General features: G+C 67.1%; 16 protein-coding genes. 8 read left to right on the top strand and 8 right to left on the bottom strand.

Annotation, left to right across the window (positions count from 1 at the left end; genetic code table 11):
* Positions 1 to 2: 2 nt before the first annotated feature.
* The 6 genes from BLQ28_RS10470 to BLQ28_RS10445 form a co-directional block, all read right to left on the bottom strand.
* Positions 3 to 5,303, bottom strand: a complete 5,301-nt coding sequence (locus BLQ28_RS10470) for a non-ribosomal peptide synthetase (protein ID WP_093238869.1) — start codon at positions 5,301 to 5,303, stop codon at positions 3 to 5.
* A 22-nt stretch (positions 5,304 to 5,325) separates the two neighbouring features.
* Entirely contained in the window at positions 5,326 to 6,318 is a 993-nt protein-coding gene (locus tag BLQ28_RS10465) for a TauD/TfdA family dioxygenase (RefSeq protein ID WP_093238868.1), read from the bottom strand.
* A gap of 75 nt (positions 6,319 to 6,393) precedes the next feature.
* Positions 6,394 to 7,155, bottom strand: coding sequence for a thioesterase II family protein (locus BLQ28_RS10460; RefSeq protein WP_093238867.1), 762 nt, complete (start codon positions 7,153 to 7,155; stop codon positions 6,394 to 6,396).
* Complete coding sequence (locus BLQ28_RS10455) at positions 7,155 to 7,400, bottom strand: MbtH family protein (RefSeq protein ID WP_093238866.1); 246 nt, start codon at positions 7,398 to 7,400, stop codon at positions 7,155 to 7,157. Before BLQ28_RS10455 ends, BLQ28_RS10460 begins: the two co-directional genes overlap by 1 nt.
* Positions 7,401 to 7,653: 253 nt before the next feature.
* Positions 7,654 to 7,932, bottom strand: a complete 279-nt coding sequence (locus BLQ28_RS10450; protein WP_093238865.1) for a FecR/PupR family sigma factor regulator — start codon at positions 7,930 to 7,932, stop codon at positions 7,654 to 7,656.
* 117 nt (positions 7,933 to 8,049) lie between these two features.
* Positions 8,050 to 8,583, bottom strand: a complete 534-nt coding sequence (locus tag BLQ28_RS10445) for a sigma-70 family RNA polymerase sigma factor (RefSeq protein ID WP_093239448.1) — start codon at positions 8,581 to 8,583, stop codon at positions 8,050 to 8,052.
* Positions 8,584 to 8,750: 167 nt separating this feature from the next.
* Here BLQ28_RS10445 and BLQ28_RS10440 point away from each other — a divergent pair, with 167 nt between their 5' ends.
* The gene (locus BLQ28_RS10440) at positions 8,751 to 9,710 is read left to right on the top strand and encodes a 4'-phosphopantetheinyl transferase family protein (protein ID WP_093238863.1); all 960 of its coding nucleotides are present in this window, start codon (positions 8,751 to 8,753) and stop codon (positions 9,708 to 9,710) included.
* A 30-nt stretch (positions 9,711 to 9,740) separates the two neighbouring features.
* A complete protein-coding gene (locus BLQ28_RS10435) occupies positions 9,741 to 10,571 on the top strand; it encodes a ParB N-terminal domain-containing protein (RefSeq protein ID WP_093238862.1) in 831 nt (276 codons plus the stop codon).
* A 38-nt stretch (positions 10,572 to 10,609) separates the two neighbouring features.
* Here the strand turns inward: BLQ28_RS10435 and BLQ28_RS10430 are convergent, their stop codons facing one another.
* The gene (locus BLQ28_RS10430) at positions 10,610 to 11,194 is read right to left on the bottom strand and encodes a BPSL1445 family SYLF domain-containing lipoprotein (protein ID WP_093239446.1); all 585 of its coding nucleotides are present in this window, start codon (positions 11,192 to 11,194) and stop codon (positions 10,610 to 10,612) included.
* 427 nt (positions 11,195 to 11,621) lie between these two features.
* Between BLQ28_RS10430 and BLQ28_RS10425 the strand changes: the two genes are divergently transcribed.
* The 6 genes from BLQ28_RS10425 (at position 11,622) to BLQ28_RS10400 (ending at position 15,556) form a co-directional block, all read left to right on the top strand.
* Positions 11,622 to 12,344, top strand: coding sequence for a hypothetical protein (locus tag BLQ28_RS10425; RefSeq protein WP_093238860.1), 723 nt, complete (start codon positions 11,622 to 11,624; stop codon positions 12,342 to 12,344).
* Positions 12,341 to 12,865, top strand: a complete 525-nt coding sequence (locus BLQ28_RS10420; RefSeq protein WP_176801064.1) for a GTP-binding protein — start codon at positions 12,341 to 12,343, stop codon at positions 12,863 to 12,865. The genes BLQ28_RS10425 and BLQ28_RS10420 overlap by 4 nt, the downstream gene beginning before the upstream one ends.
* Positions 12,866 to 12,894: 29 nt before the next feature.
* Positions 12,895 to 13,278: a roadblock/LC7 domain-containing protein gene (locus BLQ28_RS10415; RefSeq protein WP_093238859.1), complete on the top strand. Its 384-nt coding sequence runs from the start codon at positions 12,895 to 12,897 to the stop codon at positions 13,276 to 13,278.
* A gap of 102 nt (positions 13,279 to 13,380) precedes the next feature.
* Positions 13,381 to 13,740: a hypothetical protein gene (locus tag BLQ28_RS10410; protein ID WP_093238857.1), complete on the top strand. Its 360-nt coding sequence runs from the start codon at positions 13,381 to 13,383 to the stop codon at positions 13,738 to 13,740.
* 184 nt (positions 13,741 to 13,924) lie between these two features.
* On the top strand, positions 13,925 to 15,217 hold the full coding sequence (locus tag BLQ28_RS10405; protein ID WP_093238856.1) for a DUF418 domain-containing protein: 1,293 nt from the start codon (positions 13,925 to 13,927) through the stop codon (positions 15,215 to 15,217).
* Between the two features lie 129 nt (positions 15,218 to 15,346).
* Positions 15,347 to 15,556, top strand: coding sequence for a hypothetical protein (locus BLQ28_RS10400; RefSeq protein WP_093238854.1), 210 nt, complete (start codon positions 15,347 to 15,349; stop codon positions 15,554 to 15,556).
* An 81-nt stretch (positions 15,557 to 15,637) separates the two neighbouring features.
* Here the strand turns inward: BLQ28_RS10400 and BLQ28_RS10395 are convergent, their stop codons facing one another.
* A complete protein-coding gene (locus tag BLQ28_RS10395) occupies positions 15,638 to 16,036 on the bottom strand; it encodes an HU family DNA-binding protein (RefSeq protein ID WP_093238853.1) in 399 nt (132 codons plus the stop codon).
* Positions 16,037 to 16,078 lie beyond the last annotated feature (42 nt).

The following is a 16,078-nucleotide window of genomic DNA, read 5'->3' as shown; positions in this document are numbered from 1 at the left end:
GGTCAGTGCACTTTCTCTGCCGCCTGGCGGCGTTGAAGCATCGCGGCGCGCTGGCGCAGCGCGCGCTCGTCGCTGGCGGCGGCAGAGGAAGACGCCGCCTTGGCGCCGCCCTGCTCGATCCACTGGGCCAGCGATTCGACGGTGGGGTACTTGAAAAGATGAACCAGCGGAACCGTCGCCTGCAGCCGGTCTTCGAGCAGCCGGTGCGCGCGGATCAGCAGCAGCGAGTGGCCGCCGAGGTCGAAGAAGTTGTCGTGCAGGCCGACCTGGTCGACCTTCAGCACCTCGGACCAGATGGCCGCGAGCATGCGGGCCACCTCGCCCTGCGGCGCCTCGTAGGTGCTCGCGCGGCCCATGCCTTCGGGCTCGGGCAGCGCCTTGCGGTCGACCTTGCCGTTGGCATTGAGCGGCAGCGCCGCCAGCACGACGATGGCGCGCGGCACCATGTAGTCGGGCAACACCTGCGCAAGCCGCTCGCGCAGGGCCGCGGTGTCGATGGCCTCGTGCGCATGGGCAGCGATGTAGCCGATGAGCGAAGCGTCGGCCGGGCCTTCGCGGGTCACGACGACGGCTTCGCGCACGGCGGGCTGGGCGAGCAACTGCGCCTCGATCTCGCCAAGTTCGATGCGGAAGCCGCGAACCTTCACCTGGTGGTCGATGCGGCCCAGGTATTCGATCTGGCCCTCGGTGTTCCAGCGCACGAGGTCGCCGGTGCGGTAGAGCCTGTCGCCCCGCCCGAACGGGTTCGCGACGAAGCGCTCGGCGCTCAGTGCCGGCTTGTTCAGGTAGCCGCGCGCCAGGCTCACGCCACCGAGGTACAGCTCGCCGGCCACGCCGCGCGGCACCAGGTTGAGGCCTGCATCGAGGATGTAGGTCTGCGTGTCGCTGATCGGCAGGCCGATGGGCACGAGGCTCTGGCCGTCGTCCCTGCAGGTCCAGCGTGTGACGTGGATGGTGGTCTCGGTCGGGCCATACAGGTTCTGCAGCGTGGCACCGCTCAGGCGCCGCAAAGCTTCTTTCTGCGTCTCCGAGGGCATGGCCTCGCCGCCGCAGATGATGTGCTTCAGCCGCGTGCTGGCCTCGATGCCCGGATGCGCCAGGAAGGCCTGCAGCATCGCGGGCACGAAGTTCAACGTGGTGATCTGGTGCCGCTGGATGAGCGCCACCAGCCGCGCCGGATCGCGGTGATCGCCAGGGTTGGCAACCACCAGTCGCGCCCCTGCGGTCATGGGCCAGAACATCTCCCACACCGACACGTCGAAGCCGAACGGCGCCTTGTGCAGCACGGTGTCGTCATGGCCGAGGCCATAGACGCGCTGCATCCACGCCATGCAGCTGTGCAGCGCATCGTGGCGCACGGCCGCGCCCTTGGGGTTGCCGGTGGAACCCGAGGTGTAGATGACGTAGGCAAGGTTCTCGCCATGCAGACGCACCTGCGGATCGGATTCCGGCTCGGTGCTCAGATCGAGCCCGTCGATCTCGAGCACAGCGACATCGCGCGACACGGCGATGCAATCGCGCGTGGCGCGGTGGGTGAGCAGCAACGCGATGCGGCTGTCGGCCACCATGTACGCGAGCCGCTGCGCCGGGTACTCCGGGTCCAGTGGCAGGTAGGCGCCCCCGGCCTTGAGGATGGCCAGGATGCCGACGACCATCTCGACCGAGCGTTCCATCACGATGCCGACGGGCACATCGGGGCCGACGCCCAGCGAGCGCAGGCGCCAGGCCAGGCGATTGGCGCGGCGGTTGAGTTCGGCAAAGCTCAGGGCCTCGTCGCCCACCAGCAGTGCCGTGGCCTGGGGCCGGCTGTGCGCGTGCCGCTCGAAGATGCGGTGCACCGGCTGGAGATCGGGCTCGCGGTGCATGTTCACGCTCCATTGCGCGAGCTGCGCTTTCTCGAGCTCGGCCAGCAGGTCGATGTCGCCGACAGCCTGATCGGCACGGGCAGCCAGCGCGCCGAGGATGGCCACGTAGTGATCGGCCATGTGCCCGATGGTTGCGGGCTCGAACAATTCGGCCGCGTAGATCAGGTCGAGCTTCAGCCGCCCGTCGGGCCGTTCGCGCGCCTCGAGCACCAGCTCGAACTGCGCCTGCAGGTCGGGCAGTGCGTGATCGGCGACCGCGATGCCGTCGATCTGCGCCAGCGCCCGGTGGTCTTCGAACAGGTGGTTGAACATCACCTGGAACAGCGGGCTCTGGCTCATGCTGCGCTGGGGCTGCAGCTTCTGCACCAGTTGCTCGAACGGCAGGTCCTGGTGCGCCTGCGCGCCCAGCACGGCCTCGCGGGCCTGCGCAAGGGCACGCGACAGCGGCGTGCGACCGTCGATCGCATTGCGCAGCACCAGCGTGTTGACGAACAGCCCGATGACGCTCTCGAATTCGACGCGGTTGCGGTTCGCGATGGCGGCGCCGACGCGAATCTCCTGCTGGCCGCTGTAGCGATGCAGCAGCACCTGCAGCCCCGCCAGCAGCATCATGAACAGCGTCGCGCCTTCGGCCTGCGCAAGCTCGCGCAACTGCGCGAGCAGGGGCGCCGGCAGCTCGAAGGCGTGGCGGGCCGCGCGGTAGCTGCCCTGCGGCTGGCGCGGATGGTCGGTGCGCAGTTCGAGCACCGGGTGTTCGTCACCAAGCTGCGAATGCCACCAGGCCAGCTGGCGCTCGCCCTCGCCGGCCGCGAGCCATCCGCGCTGCCAGACGGCGTAGTCGGCGTACTGCACCTGTGGCACGGGCAGCTGTGCCGCACCGCCTTGCAAACGTGCGACGTAGCCCGCCGCCAGCTCGTCGAGCAGCAGTTGCATCGAGGCGCCATCGGACACGATGTGATGCATCACCACGACCAGCACCTGGTCGTCGTCTGCCGTGCGGATCAGCGCGGCGCGCAACAGGCCGCCTTGCGTGAGGTCGAAGGGCTCGGCCTTGAGGCGGCGCGCCTGTTGTGCCAGTTGCGCGTCTTTCTCGCCGGCGGGCGTGCCGCGCAGGTCGATCAGTTGCAGGGGCAACACGCCCGTGGGTTGAATCCACTGCGCGGCCGTGCCGTCGGGCTCGGCGCGGAACACGGTGCGCAGCGATTCATGGCGCGCAGCGAGATCGCCGAGCGCCGCGCGCAAGGCATCGGCATCGAGCGCCCCGTGAAGGCGCAGCGCGCCGCTCATGTGGTACGCGGCACTGCGCGGATCGAGCTGCCAGAGGAACCACTGGCGCTCCTGCGCATGCGACAGCGGCAGGCCTTGCTGCCTGCGCGCGGCCGGCAACACGGCAACGGGTGCGGGGCGTTCGCGCGAACCTTGTGCAAGCCGTTGCCGCACGGCATCGGCGCAGGCGTGCAGGCGCGGATGCTCAAACATCAGGCGCGCTGGAAAGTCGATGTCCCACTGCGCGGCGATGCGCGCCGCGGCCTGCGTGGCCGTGAGCGAACTGCCGCCGCGGGTGAAGAAGTGGGCGTCGCGCGCAAAGGGCTTCTCTGCCGTGGCCTTCAGCACCTCGCGCCAGATGGTGTCGACCGCGCGCTCGGTGTCGTCGAGTTCGGCGGCCAGTACTTCAGAAGACGAACCGCCCTTGACGAACCGGCCGTGCTCGAAGATCGCATACGCATCGGCCGTGCGGTCGAGCCAGCCCGCGCGGCAGGCGCTGCGCTGCAGCTTGCCGCTGGTGGTCTTGGGCATGCCGCCGGGGTTGAGCAGCAGCACCGCCGACAGCGGCTCGCCGAACACTTCGCTGACTGCCGCGCCGAGCGCCTCGACCAGCACGTGCGGCGGCACCAGCTTCTGCATGCTGCGCGACACCTCGGCCGCGGCGCCGATGCCTTCGCCATCGGGCCCCGTGGTCGCGAACACGGCGACGCGGCCCTTGCGCACCGCGTCGACCTCGGCTTCGATGACCCGCTCGATGTCCTGCGGATAGATGTTGTGGCCGCGCACGATGATCAGGTCCTTGATGCGGCCGGTGACGTACAGCTCGCCGTCGCAGACGAAGCCCAGGTCGCCGGTGCGCAGCCAGCGCTTGCCCGCCACCTCGACGAAGGTCTCGCGCGACTCGCGCTCCTTGCCCCAGTAGCCGGCGCCGATGCTCGCACCGCTCGCCCAGATTTCGCCGATGCGCCCGGGCGCTGCAACCGACAGCGTGGCCGGGTCGACGATCTCGACCTCGTGCTCGACGGCCACCGCGCCGCAGCCGACCAGCAGCGTGCCGCCTTCGCTCGGGGTGCCCGCGCCGCTGGCCAACCCGTCGGCGCTGAAGCCGCGCGCGACCATGCCGGCGCCACGCCGCCCGCCGGTGACGAACAGCGTGGCCTCGGCCAGCCCGTAGCAGGCGTAGACCGCGCCCGGATCGAAGCCCGCGGGCGCGAAGCGTTCGATGAATTCGAACTCGGTGTCGGCGCGCACGGGCTCGGCACCGGTGTAGGCCACGCGCCAGCTCGACAGGTCCAGTTGCGCGAGCTGCGCATCTTTCACGCGTTCGAGGCACAGGCGGAACGAGAAGTCGGGCCCACCGCTGAGCGTGGCGCGATGGCGCGAGATCAGTTCGAGCCAGCGCACCGGCCGCTCGAGAAAATAGCGCGGCGAGGTCAGCACCAGCGGAATGCCGCTGTAGAGCGGCTGCATCAGCCCGCCGATGAGGCCCATGTCGTGATAGAGCGGCGCCCACGAGACGAACTTGTCGTCGGGGCCGATGCCCATGCCGACCTGGATCGCATGTTCGTTGGCCATCAAGTTGCCGTGCGTCACGATCACGCCCTTGGGCGCCGAGGTCGAGCCCGAGGTGTACTGCAGAAAGGCGATGTCGTCGTCCACGGGCTCGAAGGGTTGCCATGCCTCGGCAAGCGCGACGTCGACCGCGTCGACGGCAACGATCTGCACCTTGCCGAACTGGTTGCCCGCAGCCACCATCGCGTCGCACAGCGCGGACGAAGTCAGCACGCAGCACGCCTGAGAATCGGTCGCCACGCCGGTGAGCCGCGCCAGATGCTGGGGCCGCGTGGATTCGGGCGGGAACACCGGCACCGCGATCACGCCGCTGTAGAAGCAGGCCAGCATGCTCACGGCATAGTGGTCGCCGTTGTCGAGCATCACCAGTGCGCGGTCGCCCTTGCTGAACTGCTGTTGCAGCCGGGCCGCGAGTGCGCGCACGCGTTGCTCGAACACGCGGTAGGTGAAAGGCTGCTCGCTGAACACGCCATCGATTTCGTCCGCGATGGTGAGCCAGACGTCGTCAGGCCGCTGTTGTGCCAACGCGCGCAGATGCGCCACGAAGTTGCGCGGTCGCGCGCTGCCGCCCTGCGCCGGCGTCGATTCGTTGTTTGTCATTCCGTGGACTCCGGTGCCTGGCTCAGAAACTGCGGTCGAGGTTGCCGTGCGGCTCGGCCATGGCGACGATCACCTTGCGCGGGCCCTTGAACGGCGATCGCGCGTGGGCCACGAGCATGTTGTCGAGCATGAGCACGTCGCCCTCTTCCCAGAGGAAGGACACAGTCTCGGCATCGAGTGCCTCGCGCACCTCGGCGAAGATCGCGTCGCTGATGGTCGAGCCGTCGGCAAAGAAGGTGTTGCGCGGCACGTTCTCGATGCCGTAGAGCTCTTCGAGCACTTCGCGCTCTTCGGCTTCGCGCGCCGAGATGTGAAACAGGTGGGCCTGGTTGAACCAGACCAGCTCGCCGGTGACCGGGTGCGTCTCGATGGCCTGGCACAGCTGGCGCGTGCGCAGGCCGTCGTCGTCCTTCCACTCCCAGGTGATGCCGGTGCGGGTGCAGAAGGCTTCGACCTCGGCGCGGCTCTCGGTGTTGAAGACCTTCTGCCAGGGCACGTCCATCTCGCCGAAATTGCGCACGTAGAGAATGCCCGGCTCGAAGAGCTCGCGGATGCGCGCCGGGATGCGCCGGTAGACCGCGCGGCTGTCGGCGATGGGTGTTTCGCCGCCCTCGGGCGAGGCGGTGATGCAGTGGAACCAGATCTTCATCGGCCACTCGCGCGTGTAGGCCTGCTCGTTGTGCAGCGGAATGCTCTGGTGCGCCGGATATTCGGTCGATGTGTAGACGCCCGCGCCGGTGGAAGCAGAGACCGCGGAACGCGGCGTGGAAGCAAACTCGTACTTCAGCAGCGGATGGCCGAACGACGAGGCGAACTGCTGGAAGGTTTCGACGCCGGGCACCGAGAAACCGCGCAGCAGCACGCCACCGGTCACGAGCAGCGACTGCTCGATCAGCGGACGCAGGCGCTCCACGGCCGAGAGCAGGTTTTCGCCGGACTCGCTGGGCGTCATCAACACGGGAAGATCGGACCCGGCCGGCGCCTTGCGCTCGAAGCGCGTGAGCATTTCATTCATGTCGTCGACTCCTTTGCGCACGGCGCCGAGTGCGCCGTCGCTTCAAAATTCGGGCACCTGGCGTGCGCGGCGCGCTCAGGCAAGGGCGTGGGGTGCATGGGCTTTTTCTTGCGCGATGAGCGGGCCGAGGCGCCGCACGAGCGCCTCGAGGAACGCGGCCTCGTGCTGGCGGATGAAAAAGTGGCCGCCATCGAAGGCATCGAGCGTGAAGGTGCCGGCGGTCTCGCTTGACCATGCCTCGATGCGCTGGATATCGATGTCGTCATGGCGCCCGGCGAAGGCATGGACCGGCATCGGCAACGGCACGCTGCCGGTGGCTGCGTCGTGCGCGAAGCTGCGGCAGATGCGGTAGTCGGCGCCCAGGACATCGAGGGTGATGCGCATGAGTTCGGCGCTGGCGAACACGTCTTCGGGCGTGCCACCCTGCTTGCGCAGGTCGGCGGTGAGCGAGGCGTCGTCGTCCTTGCCTTCGAAGCGCTCAGGGTCGCGCTGCGAAGGCGCGGCGCATGCCGAGACCAGCAGTGCGCGCGGCAACGTACGGCCCGCGTCGTGCAGCCGGCTGGCCATGCCGTGCGCCAGCAGCGCGCCCATGCTGTGGCCGAAGAGCGCGAAGTCGCCGCCCTGCATCGCCTCGGCCTGCTCGTCGCACAACTGCGCAACGAGTGCGTCGTAGTTGTCGGCGAAGGCCTCGCCCGTGCGCGCACCGCGCCCGGGCAGTTCGACGGGCACGATCCGCACCCACTGCGGCAGGAAGCGGCGCCAGCGCAGGTACATGGTGGCGCTTGCGCCCGCGCATGGCAGGCACAGCAGCGAGAGCGTCTGCGGCGTGAGCGACATCAGGCGGCTGCGCTCCCGGCCTGCTGTTCCTGCTCGCGCATCCAGTCGCGCAGCGAGCGGGGGCGCATGTCGGTCCAGGCGCCTTCGACGTGCGCGAGCACGGTCTTCTTGTCGCCCTTGATGCCATCGACCGCGGTCCATCCGGCCGGGACGGCCTTCCAGTGCGGCCAGATGGAGTACTGGTCTTCGTGATTGACCAGAACGATGAAGGTCTCGTCTTCGCGGTCAAAACAACTCGTCGACATCGGTGCATCCTTAAGTGATTGAACAAAAGGAAGCGCCCGATGACCGGACCGGTGTCAGGCGGAATCGCGGCGCTCCTGCAAACAGGACGCTTCGCGGGCGAATCTGTTCATTTCGGGAGGGGTCGTGGGGTGTGGAAAGGAGACGCGTGCAGATGGCGCGGCCGGGATCGGCCTGCGCTGACGCAGGAGGGGCGCGGGGTGGTCGTGCGCGACGGCTGGCGGCGCGTTCGCGAGGGGAGCGAGGGAGGCGGGCTTAGTTGCCGGTGCGAGGGGTTGTGTGGGGGGCGGTGTCGGGCGCGTCGTCACTATCGCCATCGCCATCGCCATCGCCAAAATGGTTGGTCGGCGGAACGAAGCCCGCGAGCAACCACAGTTGGGCGGCCCTGTCGTAGGCACGGCGGTGCGCGGGCTGCGCCAGGAGCCAGGCGGTCATCTCGGCGCGCGCGCTTTCATCGAAGCTGTCGGCGTCGTGTTCGCGCTGCACCCATTGCCATGCGGCGTCCCAGACGGGATCGTCCTTGTCCTGTTTCATTCGTGAAGCTGCTCGCGTTGTCGATGCGGGCCGGGTCTGTAGCGACGCCTGCCCTTGCAGCGCGCATTCTCGCGGCAAATCGGCGAGGCTTCTTTTTGCGCGATCTTCCCCGCGGGACTAGCGGGCGTCGCTTTCGAGCAGCAGGTGGCCGCACGACTTGATGGCCGTGGCGGCCTCTGCGATCAGGCCGTTCACGAGACCCAGTGCGCAGCCCAGCCGCGCGGCGATCTCGCGTTGCGTCAGGCCTTCGAGGCGATAGAGCTCGAAGACCAGCCGCGTTCTCGGGGCGAGCCCGGAGAGAACCTTGTCGATCGCGCTGATGACCTGGCGCTCGCACATCATGCGGTCGGGCGTGGCGGCGGCGGGCACGTCGAGCAGTTCGACGTCCACATCGAAGGTTCGATAGCTGGCTTCGACGCGATGACGACGGCAGTAGTCCAGCGCCATGTTGCGCACCACCTGGCAGCAATAGCCGATGGGTCGGTCGGCGTGCCGCACGCAGGGGCCGTCGACGATCTTCAGGTAGGCGTCCTGCACGACGTCGTCGGCCAGGTCCGCCGTATTGACGATCTTTCGGGCAACGCGCCAGAGTTGCGCGCGATTGGCGATGAATACCTCCCCGAGCGACGGCTCGGGCAAATGCGATGGCATGTTCAACACCTCTTCTCCTGTGAGCGAGCCGGCACGGGCCGCGAATCCGATTTACTACTTTTGATGGACAAATCTAAATAAGAATCATTTCTATTTATATGCGGATTTCGAGTCATCTTGATGACCCTTCCGAGTCAGTTTTCAAACGAATGATGTGAGGCCCCCGGATGAATTCGGCATGGCGAATCACGGGATCTGGCGTTCCGCTGGAAATGCGGAATCCGGCATCGCGTGTGTGGGGGACCGCGATGATAGACCACTTCGCGCCGTGTCATCATCCGCTCCACATTGCGATCGCGGCCATGCGCTGCGGCTCCTTCATGCCAAGCGCCGCCCCTCTCATTTCACTGCCTGCGGGCGACATCCACCTCTGGTTCTGCTTTCACGGCAAGTCCGGCGATGCCACGCAAGATGCGGCCTGCCGCGCGTTGCTGACGCCGGAAGAGTTGTCGAAGCAAAACCGTTTCCACTTCGCGAGCGACCGGTACCGCTACCTGCTGACGCGGGCTCTGGTGCGTTCGGTGTTGTCGCGTTATGCGCCGGTGCAGCCGCACGCCTGGCGCTTTGCCACAGGCCCTTTCGGGCGCCCTCGCATCGAGGCGCCCACCATCGAAGAAACCCATGGCCTCGACTTCAACCTGAGCCACACCGATGGGCTCATCGTGCTGGCCCTTGCGCGAAACATCGAGCTGGGCGTCGATGTCGAAAACATCGAGCGCAATGCGGCGCTCGACGTTGCCGACCACTTCTTTTCGCCCGTCGAAGCAGAAGCCTTGCGCGCCCTGTCCGCAGCTCTCCAGACAGCGCGCTTCTTTGACTTGTGGACGCTGAAAGAAAGCTACATCAAGGCACGCGGCATGGGCCTGCAGATACCGCTGGACAGCTTCAGCTTCACGCTGGACGACCACGGCGGCATCGAATTCGCACTCGCGGATTCGGGCACGCGCGATAACACCGCGCGGCCCTGGCACTTCTGGCAACTGCAGCCGACACAAGAGCATTTCGTGGCCCTCTGCGCCGCGCCGGAAAACCCGGCCGCCACGCGCATCGTGTGCCGCGAAGCCGCACCACTGCAGTGGGAGAAGCCACTCGAGCTCCACGCAAGGCGCACCAGCGCGCCCAACTAAAATTCCGCCCCTCTCTCCGATCCGCTCCCCATGAACATCGTCGTCAACGAAGAACTCAAAGCCTATATCGATCCACTGACTCCGGAGGAACACGAAGCACTCGAACGCAGCATCCTTGCCGAAGGTTGCCGCGACGCACTGGTGCTGTGGGGCGACGTGCTGGTAGACGGGCACAACCGCTACGGCATCTGCCAGAAGCACGGCCTGCCCTTCCAGACGGTGCAGAACACGCGCTTCAAGAGCATCGACGACGTGCACCTCTGGATGATCGACCAGCACCTGGGCCGGCGCAGCATTTCGGATTTCCTGCGCGGCGTTCTCGCACTGCGAAAGAAGGACATCGTCGACGAGCAGCGTGCCCGCGCCATGGCCGCACCGGCCTCGTCCTCCGATGCGCCGTTCGATGTCGACACACCCGCCGCCGAAGCACCTGCCGATGCTCCCGCGATGCCGCCCCAGGCACCGATGAACAGCCGCGAAGCCATTGCCAAGGCCGCGCGCCTGAGCAGCAACCAGGTCGGGATGATCGAGAAGATCCAGAAGCAGGCCGCGCCTGAACTGGTGGCGGCCGTGAAGTCGGGCGTCATCTCCATCAACACGGCCGCAGCGGTTGCAACCCTGCCGGCCGAAGAGCAGGTCTTCGCCGCGAACGCGGGCAAGGACGAACTCAAGCAGGCCGCCAAGCGCGTGCGCGAATCGAAGAAAAAGCCGCGCGAAGAATCGGCCGAATCCGATTCGGGCGAATCGCAAGACACGCCCGACGCCACCCAGTTGCTGGTGCAGCGCGTGGCCGCACTCACGGCCGAGAACGAAGCCCTTCGCAAGGAAGTGGCCGAGCTGCGCGCGCAACTCGGCCATTAAGAAAAAGAAGAAAGCCCCCGCCTGCGCGGGCAGGCGGCTTACAGCTGGATCTCGGTGATCTTCGCGCCCGACAGCGAGACGCCAGCCTCCAGGCCCACGTTGGTCATCACGAAGCCCACCACCGGCTGGCGGATCGTGTTGGTGTCGATGTTGCCGTTGGCACCGATGGTCGCAAGGGCCACGGTCGCATCGGCACCGGCCGTCCAGCCCTTGCTGTTGCGGAACTTGTCCAGCGCGGCCTGCGTGGTGAAGAGGTAGATCACCGCCTTCGATTGCGCACCGGCCTGGAAGCCGATCGAGCCCGCGGTCGTGCTGTAGTACGACTGCGTGCGGCCGTTCACGCGCAACGCGCCGCGGCCATATTCGGCACCCACGCCCATGCTGGCGCCCACCACGGCGGGAAACACCAGCACGCCGCTCGACTTGGCGACCAGCTCCCGCGATCCGGGCACCGAGTCGTACAGCCTGGACAACGACGCATTGACCTGCGCATCGATGGATGCGCGCGAGGACGTGCTGCTCGCCTGATCCTGTGGCCGCGTGGTGGTGCAGCCGACAAAAGCGATGCTGGCGATCGCGACGGCGGACGAAAGCGCCAGCGTGCGGAGGTTCATGGTGTTCATGGCGAAATCCTTTCCAAAGAACATGGATCGACGAAGAAATCACTGCCTTTCGAGGCAGCACCGACCCATGCTAATTCCGCAAAACGGCGGCAAATCCGACTGGGGGCGTCGGCCTACGCGAAGTCACGCCTTCTTTGAACGCCCGACCGGCGCGCGGCCAGCCCCGCCCGAAATGGGGCAAAACCTTCTGTCTGTAATCTAGTGTTTTTATTTGAAACAGGTGTTATATTTTTGGCGTCACACCTCTTGATCAATCTTTAGTTCTCGTTTCGACCCACGCCATGCGCGTTCCATCTTCGAAATCACACACAGAGAGCCTCAGGTTGAAAGCAAACCGGCATACACGCCCCAAGTTGGTGCTTCTGGTTCCAGAGGGACCAACCACCCGCCCGCACCCGTCTGCTCCCGTTCGCCGCACAGGCCGGTCATGACCACAGCAGCCAACCCCGCGACCAAAGGCCAACGCGCCTTGCTGAGCTTCAGCGTCGAGGGGTTGCCGCCCCGGGAGGAGCTTCTGTTCAGGTCCCTCGTGCGATTGCTCGACCACCGGACCCACCAGCACTGGGCATGGAAGGCCGGCGCGGCCGACCTGCGGGTGGTCGGTGAACCCGCCACGGCCACGGCGACGGACGAAGCCCCCGCCAAGGCGGTCCCGGTGCTGGCCGTCGGCCATGTCGATCCGCAGCGTGGCGGCCACTTCCTGGCCCTGCCGCTGCATGCCGACGTGCTCGAGCACACGCTCAACCAACTGGGCGCGATGGTCGTTCACGCGCGGGGGCTGGGGCTGGCATCGCCCGACCGGCACATCGGGCCCGACGAAGAGTTTCGCCTGCTGCGCTGGCCGCCGGCCGCCCTGCTCGAAGTGCCTGTCCGCATCCGGCTGGCCACGCTGATGACCGGCCGGCCCACCACCCTTGCGCTGCTCCAGCAACGCTCGGGCCTTGCGCAGCAGGACTGTCTGGATTTTCTGATCGACCTTCGGCGCGCCGACCTCCTTGAAAACACGCGGCCGGCCGAAGCCCCCTTGCCCACCCCCGACGCCGCTGCAACCGACAGCCGCCCCGCCGGCCCGGCGCGCGAACCCGTGCAACCCGGGCTGCTGGCCCGCATACGGAACCGGCTGGGCCTGCTGCCGACAGGCTCCAGATGACCATCGAACACAAGATCCTCTTCACCGGCACCATGGGCGCCGGCAAGACCACCGCGATCGCGGCCGTGAGCGAGATACCGCCGGTCAGCACCGACGTGCGCAACAGCGACACCTCGGTGGCCAAGGCCACCACCACCGTCGGGCTCGACTACGGCGAACTCACGCTCGACAACGGCGAGAAGCTGCGCCTGTACGGCACGCCCGGCCAGATGCGCTTCGATTTCATGTGGCGCATCCTGGGACGCGGCGCGCTCGGCGTGGTGATCCTCGTGGACAACAGCCGGCCCGATCCGCTGGCCGACCTCGACGTCTACCTCGACGGCTTCGCGGACCTGATCGCGCAGACCGCCTGCGTGGTGGCGGTGGGCCGCATGGAAGCGCATCCGCAACCGGGTGTCGATGCCTACGCCCGGCGCATGGAAGCCAGGGGCGTGCTCTGCCCGGTCCTGCCCGCGAACGTCACGGACCCGCCCCAGGTCGTGCAGTTGCTGGAGCTGCTGCTGCTGCAACTCGAAACCTGATCCCTCTTCTTCCTCATTTCCGAGCAGCCATGAACATAACTCCAAGAATCAAGCTCGCCGCCGAATCCGCCATCGACACGTTGATGCGCGAGATCAAGGGCGTGAAAGCCGTCGTCATTTCGACCGAGGACGGCCTCGAGCTGGCGGCCCGTGTCGAGAACACGGCGCAGGTCGCGCGCCTGTCCGCCATCGCCAGTTCGCTGGCCGCGCTGGGCGCCGTCGCGGGCGAGGAAAGCCAGCTCGGCGATTGCGACAACGTGACCATCGAGGCCACGCACGGCCACATCCTGATGCTGCAGGCCCGCCACCCCGACGTGACGCTGATCGTGAGCGTGGTCGCGGGCCGCGAGGCCATCATCGGCCAGGTCCTCTACTTCGCGAAGCAGGCGACGCTGTCGCTGCAGCACGCCTAGGGGCAGCGACAGCGCGACACACCGTTTCGACACCGGCCGCCGCCCATTTCTTCGCCCGGGTGGCTGCCGACTTTCAGGGGCGAGGGACTAGGAAAGATTCCGATGGCAAATATCAAGCAATCCATGGACGACCTGATGACCTGCGACGGCGCCCTGTGCGCGGCGCTGGTCGACTCCAGCAGCGGCATGATCCTGGGCCAGATCGGCTCGGGCGTCGATCTCGAAGTGGCCGCCGCCGGCAACACCGAAGTGGTCCGCGCCAAGCTCAGGACCATGCGCGACCTGGGCCTGAACGATGTCATCGAAGACATCCTCATCACGCTCGGCAAGCAGTACCACATCATCCGCCCGATGCTGAAGAAGGAGGGCCTGTTCGTGTACCTCGTGCTCGACAAGGCCAAGTCGAACCTCGCACTGGCCCGCCGCAAGACACTGGACGTGGAGCAGGGCCTGACGGTCTGAGAAGACCTCCTCTGCCGCAGCCACCCGGAGCCTTCTGGTGGTTGCGGCGGCGGCCGATACGGCTCACGCCGCCGATACGCGAAGCGCAATGTTCATGCAATGCTGATTCATAGCATCGCGGCTGGCGCGGGCGCTCCGATACGGGCACCCGCAACCCAGCAACCGCAGCCTTCACGTGTCCCCGATGACATCCGATCCCGCAAGCCTGCCGCGCTACCCGACCGCCGGCGGCCCATCGATGCGCTCCGGCGCGCTCCCCGTTTGCACCCACGCATCGCCGGCCTCAGGCGTTCGCCGCCTTGAACTGCTCGACGCACTGCGCGGCTTTGCGCTGTTCGGCGTGCTGATGGTCAACCTGCGCAGCTTCTCGCTCTTCGAGTTCCTCACGCCCGCCGCTCGCGCCGCCCTGCCCACTGCGGCCTGGGACCGTGTCGTCGACATGGCGATGGAGCTCCTGGTCGATGCCCGTTCGATCACGCTGTTCTCGCTGCTGTTCGGCGTCGGCTTCGCCATGCAGATGAATCGCCCGACGGACAAGGCGGACCACGTGCACCGTTATGTGCGCCGCATGCTGATCCTGCTGGCCATCGGCCTCGTGCACGCGTGGTTGTTCTGGTGGGGCGACATCCTTCGCTACTACGCGGTGTTCGGCCTGGCGCTGCTGGCGTTCACCCGCCTGTCGCCGCGCATGCTGGCCCTGCTCGGCGTGTTCGTGGCGGTGGCCATGCCCGTGCTGCTGCAGCCGGTGTTGCCGGCCTTGCTGCCACCACAGGCCAGCACGGCCCAGTCTGCGGCGGCGGCGCTGGCGGCTTTCGGCAGCGACCAATGGTCCACCGTGCTCGATGGCAACTTCGCGCGCGACGCACGCATGCGCATCGCCGTGTGGTGGCTGCCGCTCTTCGTCTTCGGCCGGCTGCTCATCGGCATGGCCATCGGCCGCGCCGGCGTGCTGCAAAGGTCGGTCGAGTACCGGCACTTCTGGCGCCACCTGCTGTATGCGAGCCTGGCCACGAGCCTCGTCGCGACGGTGCTGCTGCTCCTGCGGGACCACCACGCCGCGGGCATCGTGGCCGGATGGCTGCAGAGCGGCGATGCGGGCAAGACCGTCGTGCGCCTGCTGCGCCACATCGCGCCGCTTGCACAGGGCGTGTTCTACATGGCGGCCTTCGTGCTGCTGTTCCAGCGGGCCGCGTGGCGGCACTGGCTGCGCAAGCTCGCGCCGATGGGGCGGATGGCGCTGACCAACTACCTCGCGCAGACGCTGTTCGGGCTGGGCCTGTTCTATGGCATCGGCCTGGGCATCGGTCCGAAGCTCGGGCTGGTGGGCGTCGCGGCCTGCAGCATCGCGATCTTCGCGCTGCAGGCGGTGTTCAGCTGCTGGTGGCTCGCGCGCTTCAGGTTCGGGCCGGCCGAATGGCTGTGGCGCAGCCTGGTCTACGGAAGGCCGCAACCGATGCGATGGCTGGCCACGGCCTGAGCGAAAGCGGCGGCGGCGCCAAAACGGCCGGGCGGCCTACACGGATCGCCGCAGCGCGATGACTCGCCCGTCACAACGACGCGGTAGGCTCGGTGTCAGCCCATCCATCACCCGACGAGGAGCGAACCCATGCCAGCAAACGCGAAAGTCACCGGCGTAGTCGAATACCGGGCCGGCGACGGCCCTCTCATCCGCATTCCCGAAGGCCCGATCGAAGTCCAGCTGGCACCGGACAGCGCCGTGCTGAGCTGGGGCGACAGCGGCACCATGCAGACCACGGCCATTCCCGTGGCCGAGTACCAGCGCTTTCTGGACGAGGGCGTGATCCAGCCCGATTGAAAAAAAGCCCACGGCACACAACAAAAAAGGCCCCTCGCGAGGGGCCTTTTCTTTGCATCGGCGGCCAACGGCCGCCATGCATTACTTCTTCTTTGCGGCCACGGCCTTCTTGGCGGGCGCGGCAGCCTTCTTCGCTGCAGGCTTTGCTGCGGCCTTGGCAGCCGGCTTGGCGGCGACAACCTTGTCGGCCTTGCGCTTGGCAGCCTTCGGGTCCACGGCGGCCTTGAAGGCAGCGCCCGGCACGAACTTCGGCACCTTTTGTGCGGCGATCTTGATCTTCGTGCCGGCGCTGGGATTGAAGCCCGAGCGTGCGGCGCGTGCCACTTGCTTGAAGGTGCCGAAGCCGACGATCTGGACGGGGTCACCCTTCTTCACTGCGGCGACGATCGAGCTGGTCACAGTCTCGAGGATGCGCGCGGCTTCAGCCTTGCTGACGTTGTGGGCGGTGACGATTTTTTCGACGAGTTCGATGCGGTTCAACTGAGTTCCTAATAGGTTTAATTCGCCATGTTGCCTATGGCG

Source organism: Variovorax sp. EL159, from assembly GCF_900100965.1.
In the GTDB taxonomy this organism is placed as follows: Bacteria; Pseudomonadota; Gammaproteobacteria; order Burkholderiales; family Burkholderiaceae_C; genus Variovorax.
Note: the sequence above shows the minus strand (reverse complement) of the source record. Positions and strands in the feature narration are given on the sequence as shown.

Bases quoted from the DNA above. Each gene is read 5' to 3' on its own strand.
- BLQ28_RS10405 (WP_093238856.1), top strand. From the start codon at position 13,925: ATGACATCCGATCCCGCAAGCCTGCCGCGCTACCCGACCGCCGGCGGC.
- BLQ28_RS10415 (WP_093238859.1), top strand. From the start codon at position 12,895: ATGAACATAACTCCAAGAATCAAGCTCGCCGCCGAATCCGCCATCGAC.
- BLQ28_RS10450 (WP_093238865.1), bottom strand. From the start codon at position 7,932: ATGAAACAGGACAAGGACGATCCCGTCTGGGACGCCGCATGGCAATGG.
- BLQ28_RS10425 (WP_093238860.1), top strand. From the start codon at position 11,622: ATGACCACAGCAGCCAACCCCGCGACCAAAGGCCAACGCGCCTTGCTG.
- BLQ28_RS10445 (WP_093239448.1), bottom strand. From the start codon at position 8,583: ATGCCATCGCATTTGCCCGAGCCGTCGCTCGGGGAGGTATTCATCGCC.
- BLQ28_RS10465 (WP_093238868.1), bottom strand. From the start codon at position 6,318: ATGAATGAAATGCTCACGCGCTTCGAGCGCAAGGCGCCGGCCGGGTCC.
- BLQ28_RS10410 (WP_093238857.1), top strand. From the start codon at position 13,381: ATGGCAAATATCAAGCAATCCATGGACGACCTGATGACCTGCGACGGC.
- BLQ28_RS10430 (WP_093239446.1), bottom strand. From the start codon at position 11,194: ATGAACACCATGAACCTCCGCACGCTGGCGCTTTCGTCCGCCGTCGCG.
- BLQ28_RS10420 (WP_176801064.1), top strand. From the start codon at position 12,341: ATGACCATCGAACACAAGATCCTCTTCACCGGCACCATGGGCGCCGGC.
- BLQ28_RS10460 (WP_093238867.1), bottom strand. From the start codon at position 7,155: ATGTCGCTCACGCCGCAGACGCTCTCGCTGCTGTGCCTGCCATGCGCG.
- BLQ28_RS10440 (WP_093238863.1), top strand. From the start codon at position 8,751: ATGAATTCGGCATGGCGAATCACGGGATCTGGCGTTCCGCTGGAAATG.
- BLQ28_RS10470 (WP_093238869.1), bottom strand. From the start codon at position 5,303: ATGACAAACAACGAATCGACGCCGGCGCAGGGCGGCAGCGCGCGACCG.
- BLQ28_RS10455 (WP_093238866.1), bottom strand. From the start codon at position 7,400: ATGTCGACGAGTTGTTTTGACCGCGAAGACGAGACCTTCATCGTTCTG.
- BLQ28_RS10400 (WP_093238854.1), top strand. From the start codon at position 15,347: ATGCCAGCAAACGCGAAAGTCACCGGCGTAGTCGAATACCGGGCCGGC.
- BLQ28_RS10435 (WP_093238862.1), top strand. From the start codon at position 9,741: ATGAACATCGTCGTCAACGAAGAACTCAAAGCCTATATCGATCCACTG.